Raw genomic sequence first — 16,205 nt, 5'->3', positions numbered from 1 at the left:
GGCCCGCACCGATCCGATCATGGGGAATCCCGGAATGCAGCGACCTGTCATAGCCATCATTTCCACTGGCGGCACCATCGCCCGGCAGGCGGCCGACCCGCGTGATACGGTGGATTATGCGGAAATCGGCACGAGCCTTGGTGGCGGCGACCTGCTGGCGGCCCTGCCGGCGGCGGTGCGGGCGCGCTTTGACGTGCGTGGCATTCCATTTTCAAGCTGCGACAGCGTGGAGATGACCCTGCCGCGCTGGTTTGAACTGGCCGGTGTCATCAGCCATGCCCTTGCCACGCAGCCCGACCTGAATGGAATTGTGGTCACGCACGGGACCTCGTCGCTGGAGGAGGCGGCCTGCTTCCTTGACCTGGTGCTGGACGTGGCCTGCCCCGTCGTGGTGGTGGGGGCCCAGCGCCCGGCCAGCGCCATCAGCGCCGATGGCCCGGCCAACCTGTTCGCAGCCCTGCTGGTGGCGTCCGCCCCGCAGGCGGCGGGCCGGGGCGTGCTGGTCGTGGCGAATAACGAGATCCATGCGGCGCAGGAAGTCACCAAGGCTTCGACCTACCAACTGGAGACCTTCCGTTCCCCCGATTTCGGGCCGGTGGGCATGGTCGAGGCCAATCGGGTCCTTTTTGGCCGCATGTCCGCCTACCGCCGGCACATTGGCTGGCCCGCCGGTTACGGCGCGGGCGGCGCAATCCCGCGCGTGGATATCTGCTACAGCCACGCCGGTGCCGATGGCGTGGGCATGCGTGCCTTTGTGGCGGCGGGGGCGCGCGGCCTGATTTCCGCGGGGATGCTGCCGGGCATGTGCACACCTGCCGAGAATGCGGCGCTGGATGAAGCCGTGGCCCGTGGCGTGGTGGTGGTGCAGGCCACCAGCGGCTATTGCGGCGGCGTGGTGCGGCGGCAGGACTTATGCCAGCGCGGCATTCTGGCAGCCGGGCATATGCGGCCAAGGCAGGCCCGCATCCTGCTTACACTGGCGCTCATGACCGGCATGGACCCGGCCGGCATGCAGGTGCTGTTTGACATGCCGTAAATCATGAAGAAGTTTTTGGTGAAGCTTTTTTCAAAAAGCTTCGAAGAACGCTGTCTTTTTGAGAAAAGGCAGCATCCAAGAACGTTTATTCTTGAATGGTCCTGCAGCAGGCACGGTTTTTAGAAAACACTGTTGAACGCCACCTGTGGTGAGATGACCTGCCCGGTATTGTGCCCGGCAAAGATGGCCGTCACCCCCGCAATCACGCCAAAACGGGGTGACCAGTTATATTCAACGGCCGGGGCAACCAGCCAGTCACCCGAAGCCTGGCCCGTCAGGGTCTGATAGCGGCCCTGTGCGTCATGCCCGCGTACCACCGCGCCATTGGCCCAGTCGCGTGCCAGATCCATGGCGATGACCCATTTCTGGTTCACGCCATATTCCAGTGAAAAACCGCTTTCCCCATACATGCCCGGATGGGCCAGCCCCCGGAACCCGGCGGTGGTGCCGTAGCTGGAGGTATCGGCAATATGGGCCTGCGTCAGCGCACGGCGGAATGTGCCCCACATGCGCAGCCGCAGTTCATGGTGGCCGGGCAGGGTATAGGTGGACTGTTCCGTCAGGGCCAGGCGGAAGGTATAGGTGCCCGTGCCCACGCCATCCTCATTACGCCCGAGCCTTGTATAGTCGCCCGAGGGGAAGGCCACTCCCACGAACAGGCTCAGGGCCGGAATATAGCGCCGTGGGTCCGCATCAAGGTAGCGCCACATCACATCCACCGGCAGGTCGCCCATTTTCAGGCCGCTGGTCGTGCCACCATGCCCCCGGCGCCAGCCGTAGCTTATGTCCGGTGTCATCTGCAGGCTGACGGAATTGGTGAGGGAATATTTATAGAGCGTGAAGCTGGAAACCGCATGCGCCCGGTCATGGACCGGCATGCTGCCCCCCGTACTGCCCAGATACCCCACCGGCTGGCTGTAGGCGACATACGGCTCCCATGCAAAGACGCCCGCTTTCGTCAGCGCACCGGAAGGCGAGACGAGTGAGCCGGTATACCACTGGCTGTAGGTCTCCCGCTGTCCCTGCGAACCGGCGGCGGTGCCGTTGCCCGTGTTTTCCGCCCGTGCCGGGGCGACAGAGAGCACAAGGACCGATAGCGCAACGAATAATATTGATTCCGTTACCGGAATGTATGATGCTGCATGGTAGGGGTAGCCCGTCCCTGCCTGCAATGTGGCTGCATTGCACCAGGGGCGGCGGCCGGCGCATCGCACTGCGCGGGCACGTATCGTGGGAGACATGGTTGCGGCCATTTCCTGCTTTGGGCATCCCTTCACGCATGGCAGTGCGTGCCGGGTCCTGTTTATGGCTGATGGTACGGGAGGCTGGGTGTCGTGGGGCCATGCGCTGTGGCAGCAGGCACGGTGTCAGGGCATTTCCTGTTGTACTCCTTGCTTTGGCGGGACCGGCTGAACCGGCGGGGGAATGGCAGTTCCCCCGCCGTTTTTCATGCGCCCGGCGGGGGCGCGTCCTGCGCCTGCGTGGCGTACGCCTCGCGGGCGGGGGCCAGGTATTTCCAGCCCGCCACCAGCAGCAGCCCGACCACCGGAATGCTGGCCAGCGTGCAGGTGCCGTTTGGATAATCGCACGCCATCAGCACCACCACGCAGCCCAGAAAGGCCAGGGTGAGCCATGACGTGAAGGGCGCGCCCGGCATTTCAAAACCGGCGGGCGCGATCCGTCCGCTGCGTACCGCCTGCCGCAGCCTGATCTGGCTGAGCAGGATGAAGGCCCATGTGCTGATGATGCCAAGTGCTGCCATGTTCAGCACGATCTCGAACACCTGGGACGGTACGACATAGTTCAGCACCACCCCCACCAGATAGACCGCAACCGTAAGCAGGATGCCGTTGGCAGGCACGGAATGCGCGTTCATGCGCGCGAGCATGCCGGGTGCGGCCCCCCCAAGCGCCATGGCGCGCAGTACGCGCCCGGTGGAATACAGCCCGGAATTGAGGCTGGACAGGGCCGCGGTCAGCACCACGATGTTCATGATGGTATCGACACCGGGTATGCCCAGTGCCTCAAAAAAGGTCACGAACGGGCTGGTGCCCGCGTGATAGGCCGTCCAGGGCAGCAGATTGACCAGCAGCACGACCGAGAACACATAGAACAGCCCGATGCGCCAGATGACGCTGTTGATGCTGCGTGGCAGCACCGTGCGCACATCGGCGCATTCCCCCGCCGCCGTGCCGATCAGTTCAATGCCGGAATAGGCGAACACCACGCCCTGTACCAGCAGCAGGCACGGGATCAGCCCGTGGGGAAAGAGGCCGCCATTATCGGCAATCAGGTGCAGCCCCGTCTGGTGGCCGCCCACCGGCATGCGTACGCCCAGGATCACGCTGCCAATGACCAGGAACAGGCACAGTGCGACGATCTTGATTAGGGAGAACCAGAACTCGATTTCCCCGAACCACTTCACGCCCACCATGTTCAGCGTCGTGACAATGCCCAGCGCCATAAGGGCGAAGGCCCATTGCGGCACGGCGGCGAACGTGCCCCAGAAATGCATGTACAGCGCCACCGCCGTAATATCGACAATGCCCGTCATGGCCCAGTTCAGGAATGACAGCCATCCCGCGACAAAGGCCGCCTTTTCCCCCAGGAATTCCCGCGCATAGGAAACAAAGCTGCCACAGGTCGGGCGGTACATCACCAGTTCACCCAGGGCGCGCATGATCAGGAACGAGAACAGCCCGCAGATCAGATACACCAGCGCCAGCGACGGACCCGCCGCCTGCAGCCGCGACCCGGCCCCCAGGAACAGCCCGGTCCCGATCGCGCCGCCAACGGCGATCATCTGGATCTGGCGTGCGCCAAGGCCCTTGTGATAGCCGTCATTTTCCTCTGGCAGGATGGGCGTGCCGTCTTCCTGCGCGGGGTCGGGTCTGGTCATGCTGGGGTCTCCGCCATGATCGGCACGGGGGGGAGGGGCGGAATGCATCGGATAACGGGCGGTCGGGGATGTGGCATCCGTTCAGCCTGCAACAGTGGGGGTGGTGACGGCCGCACGCTGGCGTAATAAGGGTAACCCCATGGCCCGGCCGGCATGGGCGGTCAGGGCGAGGGCGACGGTCGTGTATAAAAAAGATGCAGTTTCGGTTTCCGTTCCGCCCTGGCCTGTCCCGCGCCGCCAGTCCGCCGTATCAGACGGGTCCTGGCCGGGAACATGCAAAAGGGTGGAAAGAAATATCATGTGGCATCAGACAGTTGTTCTGCGGCGAACATTGTCAGACGGAATAACCGCTGACAAGCATGGATGCCTTGATAAATGCGTTATGACTAAAAAACAGACATTTTTTTCAAAACATCAGCAATTAATGCATGATTATTAAGCGATTGGGTCGATGGAACATGCTTGAAATGGAATCTGCGGGGCGGTGGCGGTCAGGCCGGTCGGGCATGATGCTGGCGGGCGTGCTGGCTGCCCTGCTGTTCATTACGCCGGCCCGCGCCGATAACGAGCGCTTCGATGGCAGCGAACTGGCGCATGACGCGCCCCAGTATTTCGTGCTGCGCCCGGAGGGGCTGGCCGGTGCGGGTGATACGGGGGAACTGCGCCTGTCGGAAAATGCGATAGACCTGACCAATGGCGAACAGCTGGAAGTGACACTGGTGCCCGCCCGTGCCGGCCATCTGGTCTATCAGGTGGAATATGGCCAGAACCCGCGCCTGCCCGCGGGGGGGCAGCTGTGCCCCCTGCCGCTCAATCCGCTGTACCTGGATTTTGAAAGTCAGCCGGACAGACCGGAACTGTATGACATGAGCCTGTACTGCGGTTCCCGCCCGGTGCCGTTCGGCGCCATCTCCCCTGACCGGCGGGCCGGCCTGTTCCATTACCGCCGCGCGGCCGATGCCCTGTGGGCCCATAGCAAGGCTGAAAGTGGCTACCTGCATGGCGCCATGGTGCAGTACTGCGCCACCCATCACGACGCGGCGGGAAGTGACGCCTGCACCCGCAGGGAGGAAGCGGCCTATGCCACCATCATGGCCCGCAGGCTGCCCGCCCCGGTACTGCGGCAGTGCGCGTCCTATGTGACGGGCCTGGGCGCGCATGCGGGGTATGTCAGTTTTACCGGCCTGCTCAACTGCACGCGGGTGCGGGACAGCCGTGCCCTGTTTGATTACTGCAGCGCGCGCATAACCGGCCAGAAACGGGTGGACGACACGCATTTCCTTGATGACAGCCCGGCCCAGGCACAGGGGGCGGCACTCTGCTTCAATGCCCTCGCGGCACGACAGGCGCGCGAATAGGGCCGCCAGTGGTGCAGGGGGCCGGATCGGGTGTGTCAGGCGACGTCGGGTACTTCAATGCCTGATACGAATTTGAATATGTCTTCATGGTGCAGCAGGAAGATGCGGTGCTTCTTGCCCAGCAGCAGCGCCTCCTGCGTATAGGGCGCGTTGGAGACGATGGCGCCGATATTGGCCTTGCTGTCCGTCTTTTCCTTAATACCCTGCAGGATCACGTCATCATGCACCGGCCGGCGGTCCATCCAGCAGTGGACCAGCATTTTCAGGTTGTTCCTGTGCCCCTGTATGACCGTGCCAAGGCCGGTGGCCACGGGGGGATGGGTCTCCCATCCGGCCTTTTCGATCCATTGTGAACAGAAGGCGGCATATTCTTCCTGGTTCATGTCCTGATGATAGAAACCGGGGGTGATGGAACCGTCCTGGGGGCGGCCGGGGGTACCGGCCGCCATGGTGGTGATGTGCGCCAGTACCGCCCTGCGTATGCCCGGCCATGACGCGCCGCGGCCGGAACGGGCAAGGGCGGGGATGAGGGTGGCATGCGTGAAGCGTTCCACATGCGTCTCCCACGGGGTATGGGACGGGCCGTTCCCCGCCTGTGCCTGCCGGTACCAGCGGACCAGCATGGGGCGGTGGCGCTCGGCCAGTTCCATGCACTGGCGGATGGCCCCGCGCCGGCGCGTCATGCGCCAGCCCGCGCGCAGGATAAGGACCATTACCCATGCCGCCCCGCCCGCCAGCATCAGCGTCAGGATCAGGGAACCCAGCTTCTGGAAGCCACGGGTCATGAAGAAGATGTCCGTGGGCAGCGGCGTTTCCGCATGCTGCACGATAACCGGGGCGACCGGGTGCGCCAGCGGTGCGTCCGGTGCCGTGGGTTCTGGCGTGGGATGCGGGGGTGTGAGGGGTGCGGGCGCGTGCCGTTCGGCCGGTGTCGCGGCCGGTCCGGCCAGCGGGGGGGCAAGGGGGGTGATATCCCCTGTCATGAAATAGAGCGGTGGCAGCCCCGGCATGGGGGGCACGCGGCGCATGAGCGGCAGCCCGTTGCGGTTGGCGATCTTTTCCCACCGGACATCGGGCGTGACCAGATGGCAGTCCCCCTGTCGGAACAGGGTCCTGCGCCAGGCGGGTGACTGCTGGGCGGTAATGGTGTGGTCGGACAGGCTGCGCAGGATCACGTCATCGCCACAGGCCAGCGTGGGATGGGTCACGCCGAAAAGGCCCGCGGCACTGGCGCCGGCAGGCAGGCACAGGAGCAGGCAGGCACTGGCCCATATCCGCATGATGCTCTTTATCCTTCCGGTCTGGAGAACAGGCTGGTGCAGACCCGGGGTATTCGGCAAATAAGGATGTACAAAGATACTGATGCCGATATGCAGAACAAGAGTCCTTTTGTAAACAGGCTTTATTTGGTCCGGTACGTTCGGTTTTTGTCCTGTGGCGGCAGGAAGGTCAGAAAGTGGCATGTTCCTATCGGGTAGCTGCCCCCTTGTCCGTCTTATGGCGGCGGGCATGAACATCGCGGATGCTGGCCGGGACATGTTGGAAGGCAGGAGCGGATGACTGACCGTTTTGCAATTGTGCTGGCCCGCCATCCCGCGGTTATGGGGGTGGAAGGCCTGTGTTACGGCCAGCGTGACGTGGCCCTGGCCGATGGGTGGGAGCGTATGGCCGATGGCCTGCGTACCGTCATGCAGGGGGTGGGATGCCGGATTCTGTTTGCCTCTCCCGCCCGGCGCTGCCGGATGGTGGCGGAACGGGTGGCGCAATTCATGAATCTGGAACTGCGGGTGGATTCACGTCTGCGTGAAATCAGCTTCGGGGAGTGGGAAGGCCGCCCCTGGAATCGCATTTCCCGCACGGCACTGGATGCGTGGGCCGCCGATGTAAGTGGATTCACCCCCCCCGGCGGGGAAAGCGGGGGCGCGCTGCGGGCCCGCGTGCGCCATTTCTGGAAGGACATGCAGGAAGGCGCCCAGCCCTGCGGGGTGATTACTCATGGGGGGCCGCTGCGTCTCATGCAGGGCATGGTTCACGGCGGGCCGGGCAGCCTGCTCGCGCCATCCCCGCCGCTGGGGTCGGTGCGGGTTGTTGAACAGGGGAATCCCCTGTTCACGACAGGGCGGTCAGAACCGCGCATTCCGTCACGACTGCCGTTGCACCAAGAACGTCGCCGGTCTGTCCGCCAAGCTGCCACCGTGCAAGGCGGCACATGACGCCGGTGGCCGCGACGGCCACGACCATCGCCACGACCGCCCGCGCGCCGGGCAGCAGCAGGGCCGTAAGGGCACCGGTCAGGCACAGGCACGCCGCCAGCGCCGGGCGGGGCAGGGTGCGCAGGGTGCTGGCCAGCCCGTCACCGCGGGCGGGGGGCAGGCGCCACAGCAGCACGACCATGCCGGCACGGGCCAGCGCGCCCGCCACGGGCAGGGCCACAAGCGCCATCATGCCCGGCATGGCGGCCAGCGCCCCGATACGGACCAGCATGGCCACCGCCAGCGCCATCACGCCATAGCTGCCCACACGGCTGTCACGCATGATTTCCAGCTTGCGCGCGCGCCCACGCCCGCCGCCACAGCCATCGGCCATGTCCGCCAGCCCGTCCTCATGCAGCCCGCCACACAGCAGGAGCTGCATGCCAATGCTCCATGCCGCGGCGGGCAGGGTGGCAAGGCCGCACTGCAGCAGGCCAGCATAGGCAAGGCCCGTAACCCCCCCCAGCAGCGCGCCCACCAGCGGCCAGCACCATATGCTGCGCGCCATGGAACAGGGCAGTCTGTCGCCTGCCAGCCACCCGGTGGGCAGGCGGCTGAGCAGGCCGATGCCGCACACCAGGTCGGCACGCAGGCGGGCGGGCATGCTCATTCCCGTCCGCTGACCTGTGCCTGTGCAAAGGTGGCCATGCCGCACAGGCAGGCGGTGGCGGCGCGCACCAGCGGGATGGCCAGTCCCGCGCCCGAGCCTTCGCCCAGCCGCAGCCCAAGGTCCAGCAGCGGCGACAGGCCAAGGGCGGTGGCAAGACGGGCATGCCCGCTTTCGGCCGAGCAGTGGGCCAGCCGGGTATGCTCAAGCCCGCCGGGCTGAAGCACCCCCAGCGGGGCCACGGCGGCCGTGCAGATGAAGCCATCAAGCAGCACGGGAATATGGTGGTGGCGCGCGGCAATGGCGGCGCCCAGCATGGCGGCCAGTTCGTGGCCACCCAGATGGCGCATCACCTCCAGCGGGTCATGCAGGTGCGGCGCGTGGGCGGCCAGCGCGCGATCGACCACCTGCGCCTTGTGGCGCACGCCCGCATCATCCAGCCCGGTGCCGCGCCCGGCCCATGTCGCGCCCCCGCCGCCAAACAGGCCGGCGCATACGGCGGCGGCGGCGGTTGTGTTGCCAATTCCCATTTCCCCAAGGCACAGCAGGTCCGTGCCGGGCCGCACCGCCGCCATGCCGGTGGCAATGGCGTGCAGGAAGGCAGGCATTTCCATGGCAGGGGCCTGTGTGAAATCCGCCGTCGGGTGCAGTTCCGCCACCGCAACCACGCGCAGCCGGGCGCTGGCCACGCGCGCGATCTGGTTGATGGCCGCCCCCCCGTTGCGGAAGTTCTCGACCATCTGGCGCGTGACATCGGCGGGCCATGGGGTGACGCCCTGCGCGGTCACGCCATGGTTGCCCGCAAAGACAAGGATCTCGACCCGCTCGCCACGCGGCCACGCGGTGCGCTGCCACCGGCCGGTCCAGCGTGCCAGTTCCTCCAGCCGGCCAAGGCTGCCCGGCGGCTTGGTCAGGCTGGAATCATGCCGGGCAATGGCGTGGTCCGCCGCCATGTCGGCATCGGGAAGGGTCATGCACAGCGCGCGCAGCGCGGCCATGTCCTGTGGGGGGGAAAGACGGGATGGCATGCACAGCGTTGTGTGGTCTTATGGGCCGTGATGCAAGATGGCGGAGAATAAAATGAAGGCGCACCCCCATCAGGGCGGCTTTGGTGGCAGGCAGGGCTGCATTTTTGTGCTGGGTGGTGCCCGTTCGGGCAAAAGCCGCGTGGCGGAGGGACTGTTTGCCCGATGGCCCGCGCCATGGACCTATCTTGCCACCTGCCAGCCGCATGACGGGGAAATGGAAACCCGCATCGCCACCCACCGCGCGCGCAGGGGGGAAGGATGGCGCACGGTGGAGGCGCCGCTGGACCTGCCGCGCGCGCTGGACGGGGCGGCTGCCAGCCCCGTGCTGGTGGACTGCCTGACCCTGTGGCTGACCAATCTCATGCTGGCGGAGCGTGATGTGGCGCAGGCAACGCAGGAACTGCTGGCCGCCCTGGGGCGCCGGACGGAGCCGACGGTGCTGGTCTCGAACGAGGTGGGGCAGGGGATCGTGCCCGACAATGCGCTGGCCCGGCGCTTCCGTGATGAGGCGGGTCTGCTGCATCAGGCTATTGCGCGGGAGGCCGCGCGTGTTGTCTTTGTGGTGGCAGGCCTGTCAATGGAGATGAAATGACCCTTACCCCCGAAGAAATCCGCCACCGTGAAAAGATGGCCAGGCGCAAGGAAGTGCAGGACAGGGAAGTCAGCAGCAAATCCATCGAGAAGGGATTGCTGGCCGTGCATACCGGCGCGGGCAAGGGCAAGTCCACCGCCGCCTTCGGCATGGCCCTGCGCACGCTGGCGCATGGGGGGCGGATCGTGGTGATCCAGTTCATCAAGGGGGCATGGAATACAGGCGAGCGCAAGGCGCTGGAACGCTTTGGCGACCAGGTGGAATGGCATGCGCTGGGCGAAGGCTTTACCTGGAACACCCAGGACCGCGCGCGCGACATCGCCAACTGCCGGGCGGCATGGGAGCAGGCGCGCGCGGCATTGCGGCGCGCGGATGTCAGCATGGTGATCCTTGATGAACTCAACATCGCGCTGCGTTATGACTACCTGCCTATCGAGGAGGTGCTGGCCGATATCGCCGCCCGCCCCGCCATGCAGCATGTGGTCGTGACCGGGCGCAATGCCCGCCCCGCCATGATCGAGGCCGCCGATCTGGTGACCGAGATGACGCAGGTGGCCCATCACTTCAGGAAGGGGGTCAAGGCGCAGGCCGGGATCGAGTTCTGATGCCGCCGCGTGCGCTGATGCTGCAGGGCACCGGATCGTCGGTTGGCAAGTCGGTGCTGGTGGCCGGGCTGGCCCGCGCGCTGGTCCGGCGCGGGTTGCGGGTGCGGCCGTTCAAGCCGCAGAACATGTCCAACAACGCGGCCGTAACGCAGGATGGCGGAGAGATCGGGCGCGCGCAGGCGCTTCAGGCCCGTGCCTGCGGCGTGCCGCCGGTGGTGGACATGAACCCGGTCCTGCTCAAGCCGCAGGGCATGACCGGCTCGCAGCTTGTGGTGCGTGGCAGGGTACGCGGGCAGGTGCGTGCGCGCGATTTCCAGTCCTTCAAGCGCGGCCTGATGCCCGAGGTGCTGGAGAGTTTTCATAGCCTCGCGGCACAGGCGGACATCGTGCTGGTGGAGGGGGCGGGTTCCGCGTCCGAGATCAACCTGCGCGAAGATGACATCGCCAACATGGGCTTCGCACAGGCGGCCGGCATCGATGTGGTGCTGGTGGGCGATATCGATCGCGGCGGGGTCATTGCCAGCCTTGTGGGCACGCAGGCCGTGGTGGCACCGCAGGATGCCCGGCGCATAAAGGGTTTTATCGTCAATCGCATGCGCGGCGACCCGTCACTGTTCGCTGCGGGCATGGGGGCGGTTGCGGCCCGCACGGGCTGGCGGCCGATCGGTCTTGTACCGTTCCTTGATCGCGTGCGCGACCTGCCGGCGGAAGATGCCGCCGACCTTGCGCCCGGTGGCCCGGTGGCGGGCGGTGGCATACGCATTGCCGTGCCCTGCCTGCCCATGATCGCCAATTTCGATGATCTCGACCCCCTTGCGGCGGAGGATGGCGTCTCGCTTCGCATGGTGGCACGCGGGCAGGTGCTGCCGCCCTGCGACCTGATCATCCTGCCCGGTGCCAAGGCCACGATTGCCGACCTTGCAGTGCTGCGGGCCGAAGGGTGGGATGTCGACATCCTGGCCCATGTGCGCCGGGGGGGGCATGTGCTGGGCATATGCGGTGGCTACCAGATGCTGGGGCAGGGCATTGCCGATCCCGACGGGATCGAGGGGCCACCCGCCACGGTGCCGGGGCTGGGCCTGCTGGATGTGACCACCGTGCTGGAAGGCGGCAAGCGGCTGGAGGACGTCACGGGCCTTCTCCTGCCCGAACGGGTCCGCCTGCGGGGGTACGAGATGCACATGGGGCGAACCGATGGTCCCGATCATGCCAGCCGTCCCCTGATTGACCTGGACGGTCGGCCCGATGGCGCGGTCAGCCCGTCGGGGCGGGTCTGGGGCACCTATGTGCATGGCCTGCTGGCCGATGGTACCGCGCGGGCGGCGCTGCTGGCGCGTCTGGGCGGTGTATCGCATGGCCATGACCATGACGTGCGGATTGATACGGCCCTTGATGCGCTGGCCGACCATCTGGAAGCGCATCTTGATATCGATGCCCTGCTGGCGCTGGCCCGGCCCGTAAACCCCGTTTCAGCGTCCGCGCAGGTGCCGTGCGAGCAGGCCGAAGGCTGAAAGGCCCGTCAGGGTCTGGATCAGGCAGGCCCGGCGGTACAGGGCCAGCGCGCGTGACAGGTCATCCGGGCGCAGGGTGGGCGTGCCATCGCCCACCCACGGTTCGGCAACCTGCACGCCGTTATAGGCGCGCGGGCCGGACAGGCGTATGCCCAGCGCGCCGGCCATCGCGGCCTCCGGCCAACCCGCGTTGGGGGAGCGGTGGGCGCGGGCATCGCGCCATACGATGCGCAGTGCGGCCCGGGTCCGCATGCCCGGCAGGGTCAGGCTTGCCAGGATGATCCACAGGGCCGACAGGCGGGACGCGGGCAGGTTGACCAGATCATCCAGCCGGGCCGCGGCATAGCCAAAGGCTTCATGCCGTGGCGTACGGTGGCCGATCATGCTGTCCGCCGTATTGACGGATTTGTAGAAGACCGCGCCCGGCAGGCCGCCCGCCGCCATCCAGAGCAGGGGGGCCACGATTCCGTCGGAAAAGTTTTCGGCCAGTGTCTCGGTCGCGGCACGCAGTACGCCCGCTTCGTCAAGCTGTTCGGGGTCCCGTCCCACAATGTGGGATACGGCCCTGCGGGCGGCAGGCAGGCTTTCCCGTGCCGCCTGTTCCACCGCGCGCACATGGTCATGCAGGGAACGCTGGGCCACAAGCGTACTGGCCAGTACGGCGGTCACCGGCAGTGCCAGCCAATGCGGCAGGAACCGTCGGATCAGGCGGGTGGCCACCATGGCGATGGCGGTGGGGATGGCCGCGATCAGCCCCGCCGCCATAAATCCGGCCAGTCTGCGCTGGCGCTGCGTGCGGCATGAAGTGTTGAATCGCCGGTCAAGACGGCCGATCAGCCCGCCAATCCATATGACCGGATGCCCGATCCGGCGCACCAGCGCCTGCGGATAGCCCAGCGCCGCATCAGTGACGGAAGCCAGACAACTGGTGCCAAGGGTCTGCAACAGGAAAAGGGATGCGCGCATGAAGGGTGGATATTGCCCGTCCCGAAACGGGTCAAGCCAGTGTCGGGTAGCCGGGGGATATGAAGGAAGGGGCGGCAGGGTCTCGCGCCCGCATGGCCTTGACAGGAAACAGGGGGGCTGCCCGAATATGGAAATGGCGCTGGATTGCCGTTTCCCGCCTGTTCCGCGCACCCGTGGGTGCTGGCAGGCTGCATTATTTTATTTCATATCCGTATTTGAGGTCAGGCGACATGGATGACAATGTAAAACCCGTGCCCCGCACCCCCCGTTCCGGCAGGACGGCAGGGCGCGCGAAGTCAGCCACGGGCGCGGGCACCACCGGGCCGTCGGGCCGGAGCCGGGCCGGACAGGGCAGCGGCAAGCCGGGACAGGCCCGCACCGATGGCCGGACGGCACGCGCCAGGGCAGCGCCCCGCCGTTCGGCGGTGGCGGCATGGCGGGCGGCGCGGGCCGCGCGCAGGCAGGCCCGGCTGGACCGTCTGGCCGCCCGGACAGCGGAACACGACCAGTAAAAGGCCATATGGCGGCGGGATATCGTCATGAAATGACATTGCAGCAAAAAGGAATGGGGATGTCCGGCTGGCGTCTTTTCCCGACAGGGCGGCATCCGGCGATGGGTTACGACAGACGCCCCATTAGACTGTCTTACCCGGCGATGGACATTCCCGGGCGGGCGGCAGGCCCGTTTTCAGGACTGGCTTTTCAGGCTTTAATTTGTGAGGGAATGCGGCAGCGTCGTTTTTTGCCGATCATATTTTCTTGCATTAATGAAAATGACGGGAAAAGGCTCTAGGCATTCCGGTGGGCCTCACGGATATTGTGAGGTGCCACGGACCATGCGGATATTGTGTAGCGGGAAGAGATTTTTTGGGTACTGGCGGTTTACGGTTCATGTCGTCGCGGCGGCGGTTCATGCAGGGACTGGCCGGAGCCGCGGCCTGCGGCACGGTCCTGGCTTCATCCGGGCGGGCCGGGCCGGTTGCGGCGCCCCCCTACAGGCCGCAGTTTTTCGATGCGGCCGAATGGGCATTCCTTGTCGCGGCCTGTGACCGGCTGATCCCCGCCGATGCCAGTGGCCCCGGTGCCGTGGCGCTGGATGTGCCCCGCTTCATCGACCGCCAGATGGATACCCCCTATGCCCATGGCGCGCAGTGGTACATGAGCGGCCCCTTCATGGCCGGACCGGATAATCTGGGCTACCAGCTGCCTTATGCCCCGCGTGAACTGTACCGCCATGGCATCGCGGGCATGAATGCCCATGCCGCCACCCGGCACGGCAGGCCCTTTGCCGCCCTGTCCGCCGCATTGCAGGATGACCTGCTGCGCGCGGCGGAAAGGGGCAGTCTGGTATTCGGGGATGTTCCATCCGCCACCTTTTTCGAGCAGTTGCTGGCCAACGTGATGGAAGGCGCCTTCAGCGACCCCATCCACGGCGGCAATACCGGGATGGGCGGATGGGCCATGCTGGGTTTTCCCGGCGCGCGGGCCGATTTCATGGACTGGGTGGACCAGTACGGCGTGCATTACCCGCTGGGCAGCGTCTCCATTTCGGGGGAGCGGGCATGAGCACGGACGCACGCAGGCTGGACCCGGTCGATGTGGTGATTGTGGGTGGCGGCTGGGCGGGCTGCATCATGGCCAAGGAAATGACCGAGGCCGGGCGTTCGGTCGTGGTGCTGGAGCGGGGGCCGGACCGCGGCACGGCATCCGATGGCGCCTATCCCGCCTCGATTGACGAGCTGGAGGGCAATTTCCGCTACAAGCTGTTCCAGGATCTCTCGAAACATACCGTCACCATCCGCAACAACAGCCGGCAGGTGGCGCTGCCCTACCGCCGCATGGCCGCCTTCCTGCCCGGTGAGGGGGTGGGGGGCGCGGGGCTGCACTGGTCAGGCGTGCATTTCCGTATTCCGCCGGATGACCTGCGGCTGCGCACGCGCGTGATCGAGAAATATGGCGCCAAATTCATTCCTGAAGGTATGAACCTGCAGGATTACGGCGTGACGTATGAGGAACTGGAACCCTTCTTTGACAGGGCGGAGAAGGTATTCGGCACGTCTGGCGAGGCGTACAAGGTCAATGGCCAGGTGGTGGGGAAGGGGAATGTGTTCTCCCCCTCGCGCTCCGATCATTTCCCGCTGCCCGCGTTGAAGGATGTCTATACCGCCCACCTGTTCCGCAAGGCGGCGACGGAGGCAGGCTTCCACCCCTATTCCCTGCCTGCCGCCAATGCATCGCGCCAGTATGTCAATCCGTATGGCGCGCAGATGGGGCCGTGCAATTTCTGCGGTTATTGCAGTGGTTATGCCTGTTACATGTATTCCAAGGCATCGCCCAATGTGAACATCCTGCCGGTACTGCGCCGCCATCCGCTGTTTGAACTGCGGGCGGCCTGCAATGTGCTGAAGGTGGAACTGGATTCCGATGGCAGGCGTGCCACCGGCGTGACCTATGCCGATGCCGAAGGCAACACCGTGACCCAGCCTGCCGAACTGGTCATCCTGAGCGCCTTCCAGTTCCATAACGTGCGGCTCATGCTGCTCTCGGGCATTGGCAAGCCCTATGACCCGGCCAGGAATGAAGGCGTGGTGGGGCGTAATTTCGTCTACCAGAATGTAACCACCAGCACCGTCTGGCTCGACCCGAAGGTCGAGACCAACCAGTATGTCGGCACCGGCGGTGGTGGTGTGGCGTTTGATGATTTCAACAGCGAGAATTTCGACCACGGGCCGCTGGGTTTTGTGGGCGGTTCGCCCGTGTGGGTCAACCAGGCGGGGGTCAAGGCCATTGCGGCGGCGTATTCCGGCGGGCCGCCGGGCACGCCGCGCTGGGGCAGCGCATGGAAGGCGGGCATGATCGATACCTACCGCCATTCCCTGCGCATTGACGCGCACGGGACCAACATGGCCTACCGTGATGTGTATCTGGACCTGGACCCGACATGGAAGGACGCGCACGGCCAGCCCCTGCTGCGCATGACCTTTGACTGGAAAGACAATGATATCCGCATGAACCGCTACGTGGTCGATAAAATCGGTAACGTTGCGAAGGCCATGGGCGCGCGCCGGGTGCATCTGACCAGCCGGGAGTTCGGCAAGCCTTTTGATACGCGGCAGTACCAGACCACCCATCTGGGTGGCGGCGCGGTAATGGGCACGGACCCCGGCACCAGCGCGCTTAACCGCTACCTGCAGTCATGGGATGTGCATAATGTCTTTGTAATCGGGGCGAATGCCTTCCCGCAGGGGACGGGCTACAACCCGACCGGCATGGTCGCGGCCCTGGCATACTGGGCGGCGCACCATATCCGCACCACCTATCTTGCCCGGCCCGGACCGCTGGCGGGGTGAG

General features: G+C 65.7%; 15 protein-coding genes. 9 read left to right on the top strand and 6 right to left on the bottom strand.

Features of this window, described 5'->3' with window-relative positions; all coding sequences use genetic code 11:
• Nucleotides 1–34 precede the first annotated feature (34 nt).
• On the top strand, nucleotides 35–1,036 hold the full coding sequence (locus CFR78_RS03795) for an asparaginase (protein ID WP_034933436.1): 1,002 nt from the start codon (nucleotides 35–37) through the stop codon (nucleotides 1,034–1,036).
• 119 nt (nucleotides 1,037–1,155) lie between these two features.
• Here the strand turns inward: CFR78_RS03795 and CFR78_RS03790 are convergent, their stop codons facing one another.
• Nucleotides 1,156–2,289, bottom strand: coding sequence for a hypothetical protein (locus CFR78_RS03790; protein WP_034933330.1), 1,134 nt, complete (start codon nucleotides 2,287–2,289; stop codon nucleotides 1,156–1,158).
• Between the two features lie 194 nt (nucleotides 2,290–2,483).
• Nucleotides 2,484–3,935: an amino acid permease gene (locus tag CFR78_RS03785; protein WP_034933433.1), complete on the bottom strand. Its 1,452-nt coding sequence runs from the start codon at nucleotides 3,933–3,935 to the stop codon at nucleotides 2,484–2,486.
• A gap of 458 nt (nucleotides 3,936–4,393) precedes the next feature.
• On the opposite strand from CFR78_RS03785, the gene CFR78_RS03780 reads away from it, so the two are divergent.
• Nucleotides 4,394–5,293 (top strand): hypothetical protein, encoded by a 900-nt coding sequence (locus CFR78_RS03780; RefSeq protein ID WP_099963177.1) that lies wholly within the window; start codon nucleotides 4,394–4,396, stop codon nucleotides 5,291–5,293.
• 35 nt (nucleotides 5,294–5,328) lie between these two features.
• Here CFR78_RS03780 and CFR78_RS03775 read toward each other — a convergent pair whose 3' ends face one another.
• The gene (locus tag CFR78_RS03775) at nucleotides 5,329–6,573 is read right to left on the bottom strand and encodes a hypothetical protein (RefSeq protein ID WP_034933327.1); all 1,245 of its coding nucleotides are present in this window, start codon (nucleotides 6,571–6,573) and stop codon (nucleotides 5,329–5,331) included.
• Nucleotides 6,574–6,849: 276 nt separating this feature from the next.
• Between CFR78_RS03775 and CFR78_RS03770 the strand changes: the two genes are divergently transcribed.
• Nucleotides 6,850–7,506 (top strand): histidine phosphatase family protein, encoded by a 657-nt coding sequence (locus tag CFR78_RS03770; RefSeq protein ID WP_084149819.1) that lies wholly within the window; start codon nucleotides 6,850–6,852, stop codon nucleotides 7,504–7,506.
• Here the strand turns inward: CFR78_RS03770 and cobS are convergent.
• Together cobS and cobT are read right to left on the bottom strand one after the other, a co-directional pair.
• Complete coding sequence (gene cobS / locus CFR78_RS03765) at nucleotides 7,403–8,149, bottom strand: adenosylcobinamide-GDP ribazoletransferase (RefSeq protein ID WP_225063375.1); 747 nt, start codon at nucleotides 8,147–8,149, stop codon at nucleotides 7,403–7,405. The two genes, CFR78_RS03770 and cobS, sit on opposite strands and share 104 nt — an antisense overlap.
• A gap of 2 nt (nucleotides 8,150–8,151) precedes the next feature.
• A complete protein-coding gene (cobT, locus tag CFR78_RS03760) occupies nucleotides 8,152–9,180 on the bottom strand; it encodes a nicotinate-nucleotide--dimethylbenzimidazole phosphoribosyltransferase (protein WP_034933310.1) in 1,029 nt (342 codons plus the stop codon).
• A gap of 52 nt (nucleotides 9,181–9,232) precedes the next feature.
• Here cobT and cobU point away from each other — a divergent pair, with 52 nt between their 5' ends.
• The 3 genes from cobU to CFR78_RS03745 are packed head-to-tail and all read left to right on the top strand — an operon-like array spanning nucleotide 9,233 to nucleotide 11,888.
• On the top strand, nucleotides 9,233–9,772 hold the full coding sequence (cobU, locus tag CFR78_RS03755) for a bifunctional adenosylcobinamide kinase/adenosylcobinamide-phosphate guanylyltransferase (RefSeq protein ID WP_225063374.1): 540 nt from the start codon (nucleotides 9,233–9,235) through the stop codon (nucleotides 9,770–9,772).
• The gene (gene cobO / locus CFR78_RS03750) at nucleotides 9,769–10,377 is read left to right on the top strand and encodes a cob(I)yrinic acid a,c-diamide adenosyltransferase (protein WP_007399539.1); all 609 of its coding nucleotides are present in this window, start codon (nucleotides 9,769–9,771) and stop codon (nucleotides 10,375–10,377) included. Before cobU ends, cobO begins: the two co-directional genes overlap by 4 nt.
• Nucleotides 10,377–11,888, top strand: coding sequence for a cobyric acid synthase (locus CFR78_RS03745; protein WP_034933301.1), 1,512 nt, complete (start codon nucleotides 10,377–10,379; stop codon nucleotides 11,886–11,888). Before cobO ends, CFR78_RS03745 begins: the two co-directional genes overlap by 1 nt.
• On the opposite strand, the gene cbiB is transcribed toward CFR78_RS03745, so the two are convergent.
• A complete protein-coding gene (gene cbiB / locus CFR78_RS03740) occupies nucleotides 11,847–12,854 on the bottom strand; it encodes an adenosylcobinamide-phosphate synthase CbiB (RefSeq protein WP_034933300.1) in 1,008 nt (335 codons plus the stop codon). The genes CFR78_RS03745 and cbiB overlap by 42 nt on opposite strands.
• 230 nt (nucleotides 12,855–13,084) lie before the next feature.
• On the opposite strand from cbiB, the gene CFR78_RS03735 reads away from it, so the two are divergent.
• The 3 genes from CFR78_RS03735 (at nucleotide 13,085) to CFR78_RS03725 (ending at nucleotide 16,204) form a co-directional block, all read left to right on the top strand.
• Complete coding sequence (locus tag CFR78_RS03735; protein ID WP_034933297.1) at nucleotides 13,085–13,366, top strand: hypothetical protein; 282 nt, start codon at nucleotides 13,085–13,087, stop codon at nucleotides 13,364–13,366.
• Nucleotides 13,367–13,745: 379 nt separating this feature from the next.
• Nucleotides 13,746–14,420 (top strand): gluconate 2-dehydrogenase subunit 3 family protein, encoded by a 675-nt coding sequence (locus CFR78_RS03730; protein ID WP_225063373.1) that lies wholly within the window; start codon nucleotides 13,746–13,748, stop codon nucleotides 14,418–14,420.
• Nucleotides 14,417–16,204, top strand: coding sequence for a GMC family oxidoreductase (locus CFR78_RS03725; protein ID WP_034933292.1), 1,788 nt, complete (start codon nucleotides 14,417–14,419; stop codon nucleotides 16,202–16,204). Before CFR78_RS03730 ends, CFR78_RS03725 begins: the two co-directional genes overlap by 4 nt.
• Nucleotide 16,205: the final 1 nt, after the last annotated feature.

Source organism: Komagataeibacter rhaeticus (assembly GCF_003207855.1).
In the GTDB taxonomy this organism is placed as follows: Bacteria; Pseudomonadota; Alphaproteobacteria; order Acetobacterales; family Acetobacteraceae; genus Komagataeibacter; species Komagataeibacter rhaeticus.
The sequence above is the reverse complement of the archived record's forward strand: the minus strand, read 5'-3'. Positions and strand labels throughout refer to the sequence as shown.

Bases quoted from the DNA above. Each gene is read 5' to 3' on its own strand.
- CFR78_RS03795 (WP_034933436.1), top strand. From the start codon at position 35: ATGCAGCGACCTGTCATAGCCATCATTTCCACTGGCGGCACCATCGCC.
- CFR78_RS03790 (WP_034933330.1), bottom strand. From the start codon at position 2,289: ATGGCCGCAACCATGTCTCCCACGATACGTGCCCGCGCAGTGCGATGC.
- CFR78_RS03785 (WP_034933433.1), bottom strand. From the start codon at position 3,935: ATGACCAGACCCGACCCCGCGCAGGAAGACGGCACGCCCATCCTGCCA.
- CFR78_RS03780 (WP_099963177.1), top strand. From the start codon at position 4,394: ATGCTTGAAATGGAATCTGCGGGGCGGTGGCGGTCAGGCCGGTCGGGC.
- CFR78_RS03775 (WP_034933327.1), bottom strand. From the start codon at position 6,573: ATGCGGATATGGGCCAGTGCCTGCCTGCTCCTGTGCCTGCCTGCCGGC.
- CFR78_RS03770 (WP_084149819.1), top strand. From the start codon at position 6,850: ATGACTGACCGTTTTGCAATTGTGCTGGCCCGCCATCCCGCGGTTATG.
- cobS (WP_225063375.1), bottom strand. From the start codon at position 8,149: ATGCCCGCCCGCCTGCGTGCCGACCTGGTGTGCGGCATCGGCCTGCTC.
- cobT (WP_034933310.1), bottom strand. From the start codon at position 9,180: ATGCCATCCCGTCTTTCCCCCCCACAGGACATGGCCGCGCTGCGCGCG.
- cobU (WP_225063374.1), top strand. From the start codon at position 9,233: ATGAAGGCGCACCCCCATCAGGGCGGCTTTGGTGGCAGGCAGGGCTGC.
- cobO (WP_007399539.1), top strand. From the start codon at position 9,769: ATGACCCTTACCCCCGAAGAAATCCGCCACCGTGAAAAGATGGCCAGG.
- CFR78_RS03745 (WP_034933301.1), top strand. From the start codon at position 10,377: ATGCCGCCGCGTGCGCTGATGCTGCAGGGCACCGGATCGTCGGTTGGC.
- cbiB (WP_034933300.1), bottom strand. From the start codon at position 12,854: ATGCGCGCATCCCTTTTCCTGTTGCAGACCCTTGGCACCAGTTGTCTG.
- CFR78_RS03735 (WP_034933297.1), top strand. From the start codon at position 13,085: ATGGATGACAATGTAAAACCCGTGCCCCGCACCCCCCGTTCCGGCAGG.
- CFR78_RS03730 (WP_225063373.1), top strand. From the start codon at position 13,746: ATGTCGTCGCGGCGGCGGTTCATGCAGGGACTGGCCGGAGCCGCGGCC.
- CFR78_RS03725 (WP_034933292.1), top strand. From the start codon at position 14,417: ATGAGCACGGACGCACGCAGGCTGGACCCGGTCGATGTGGTGATTGTG.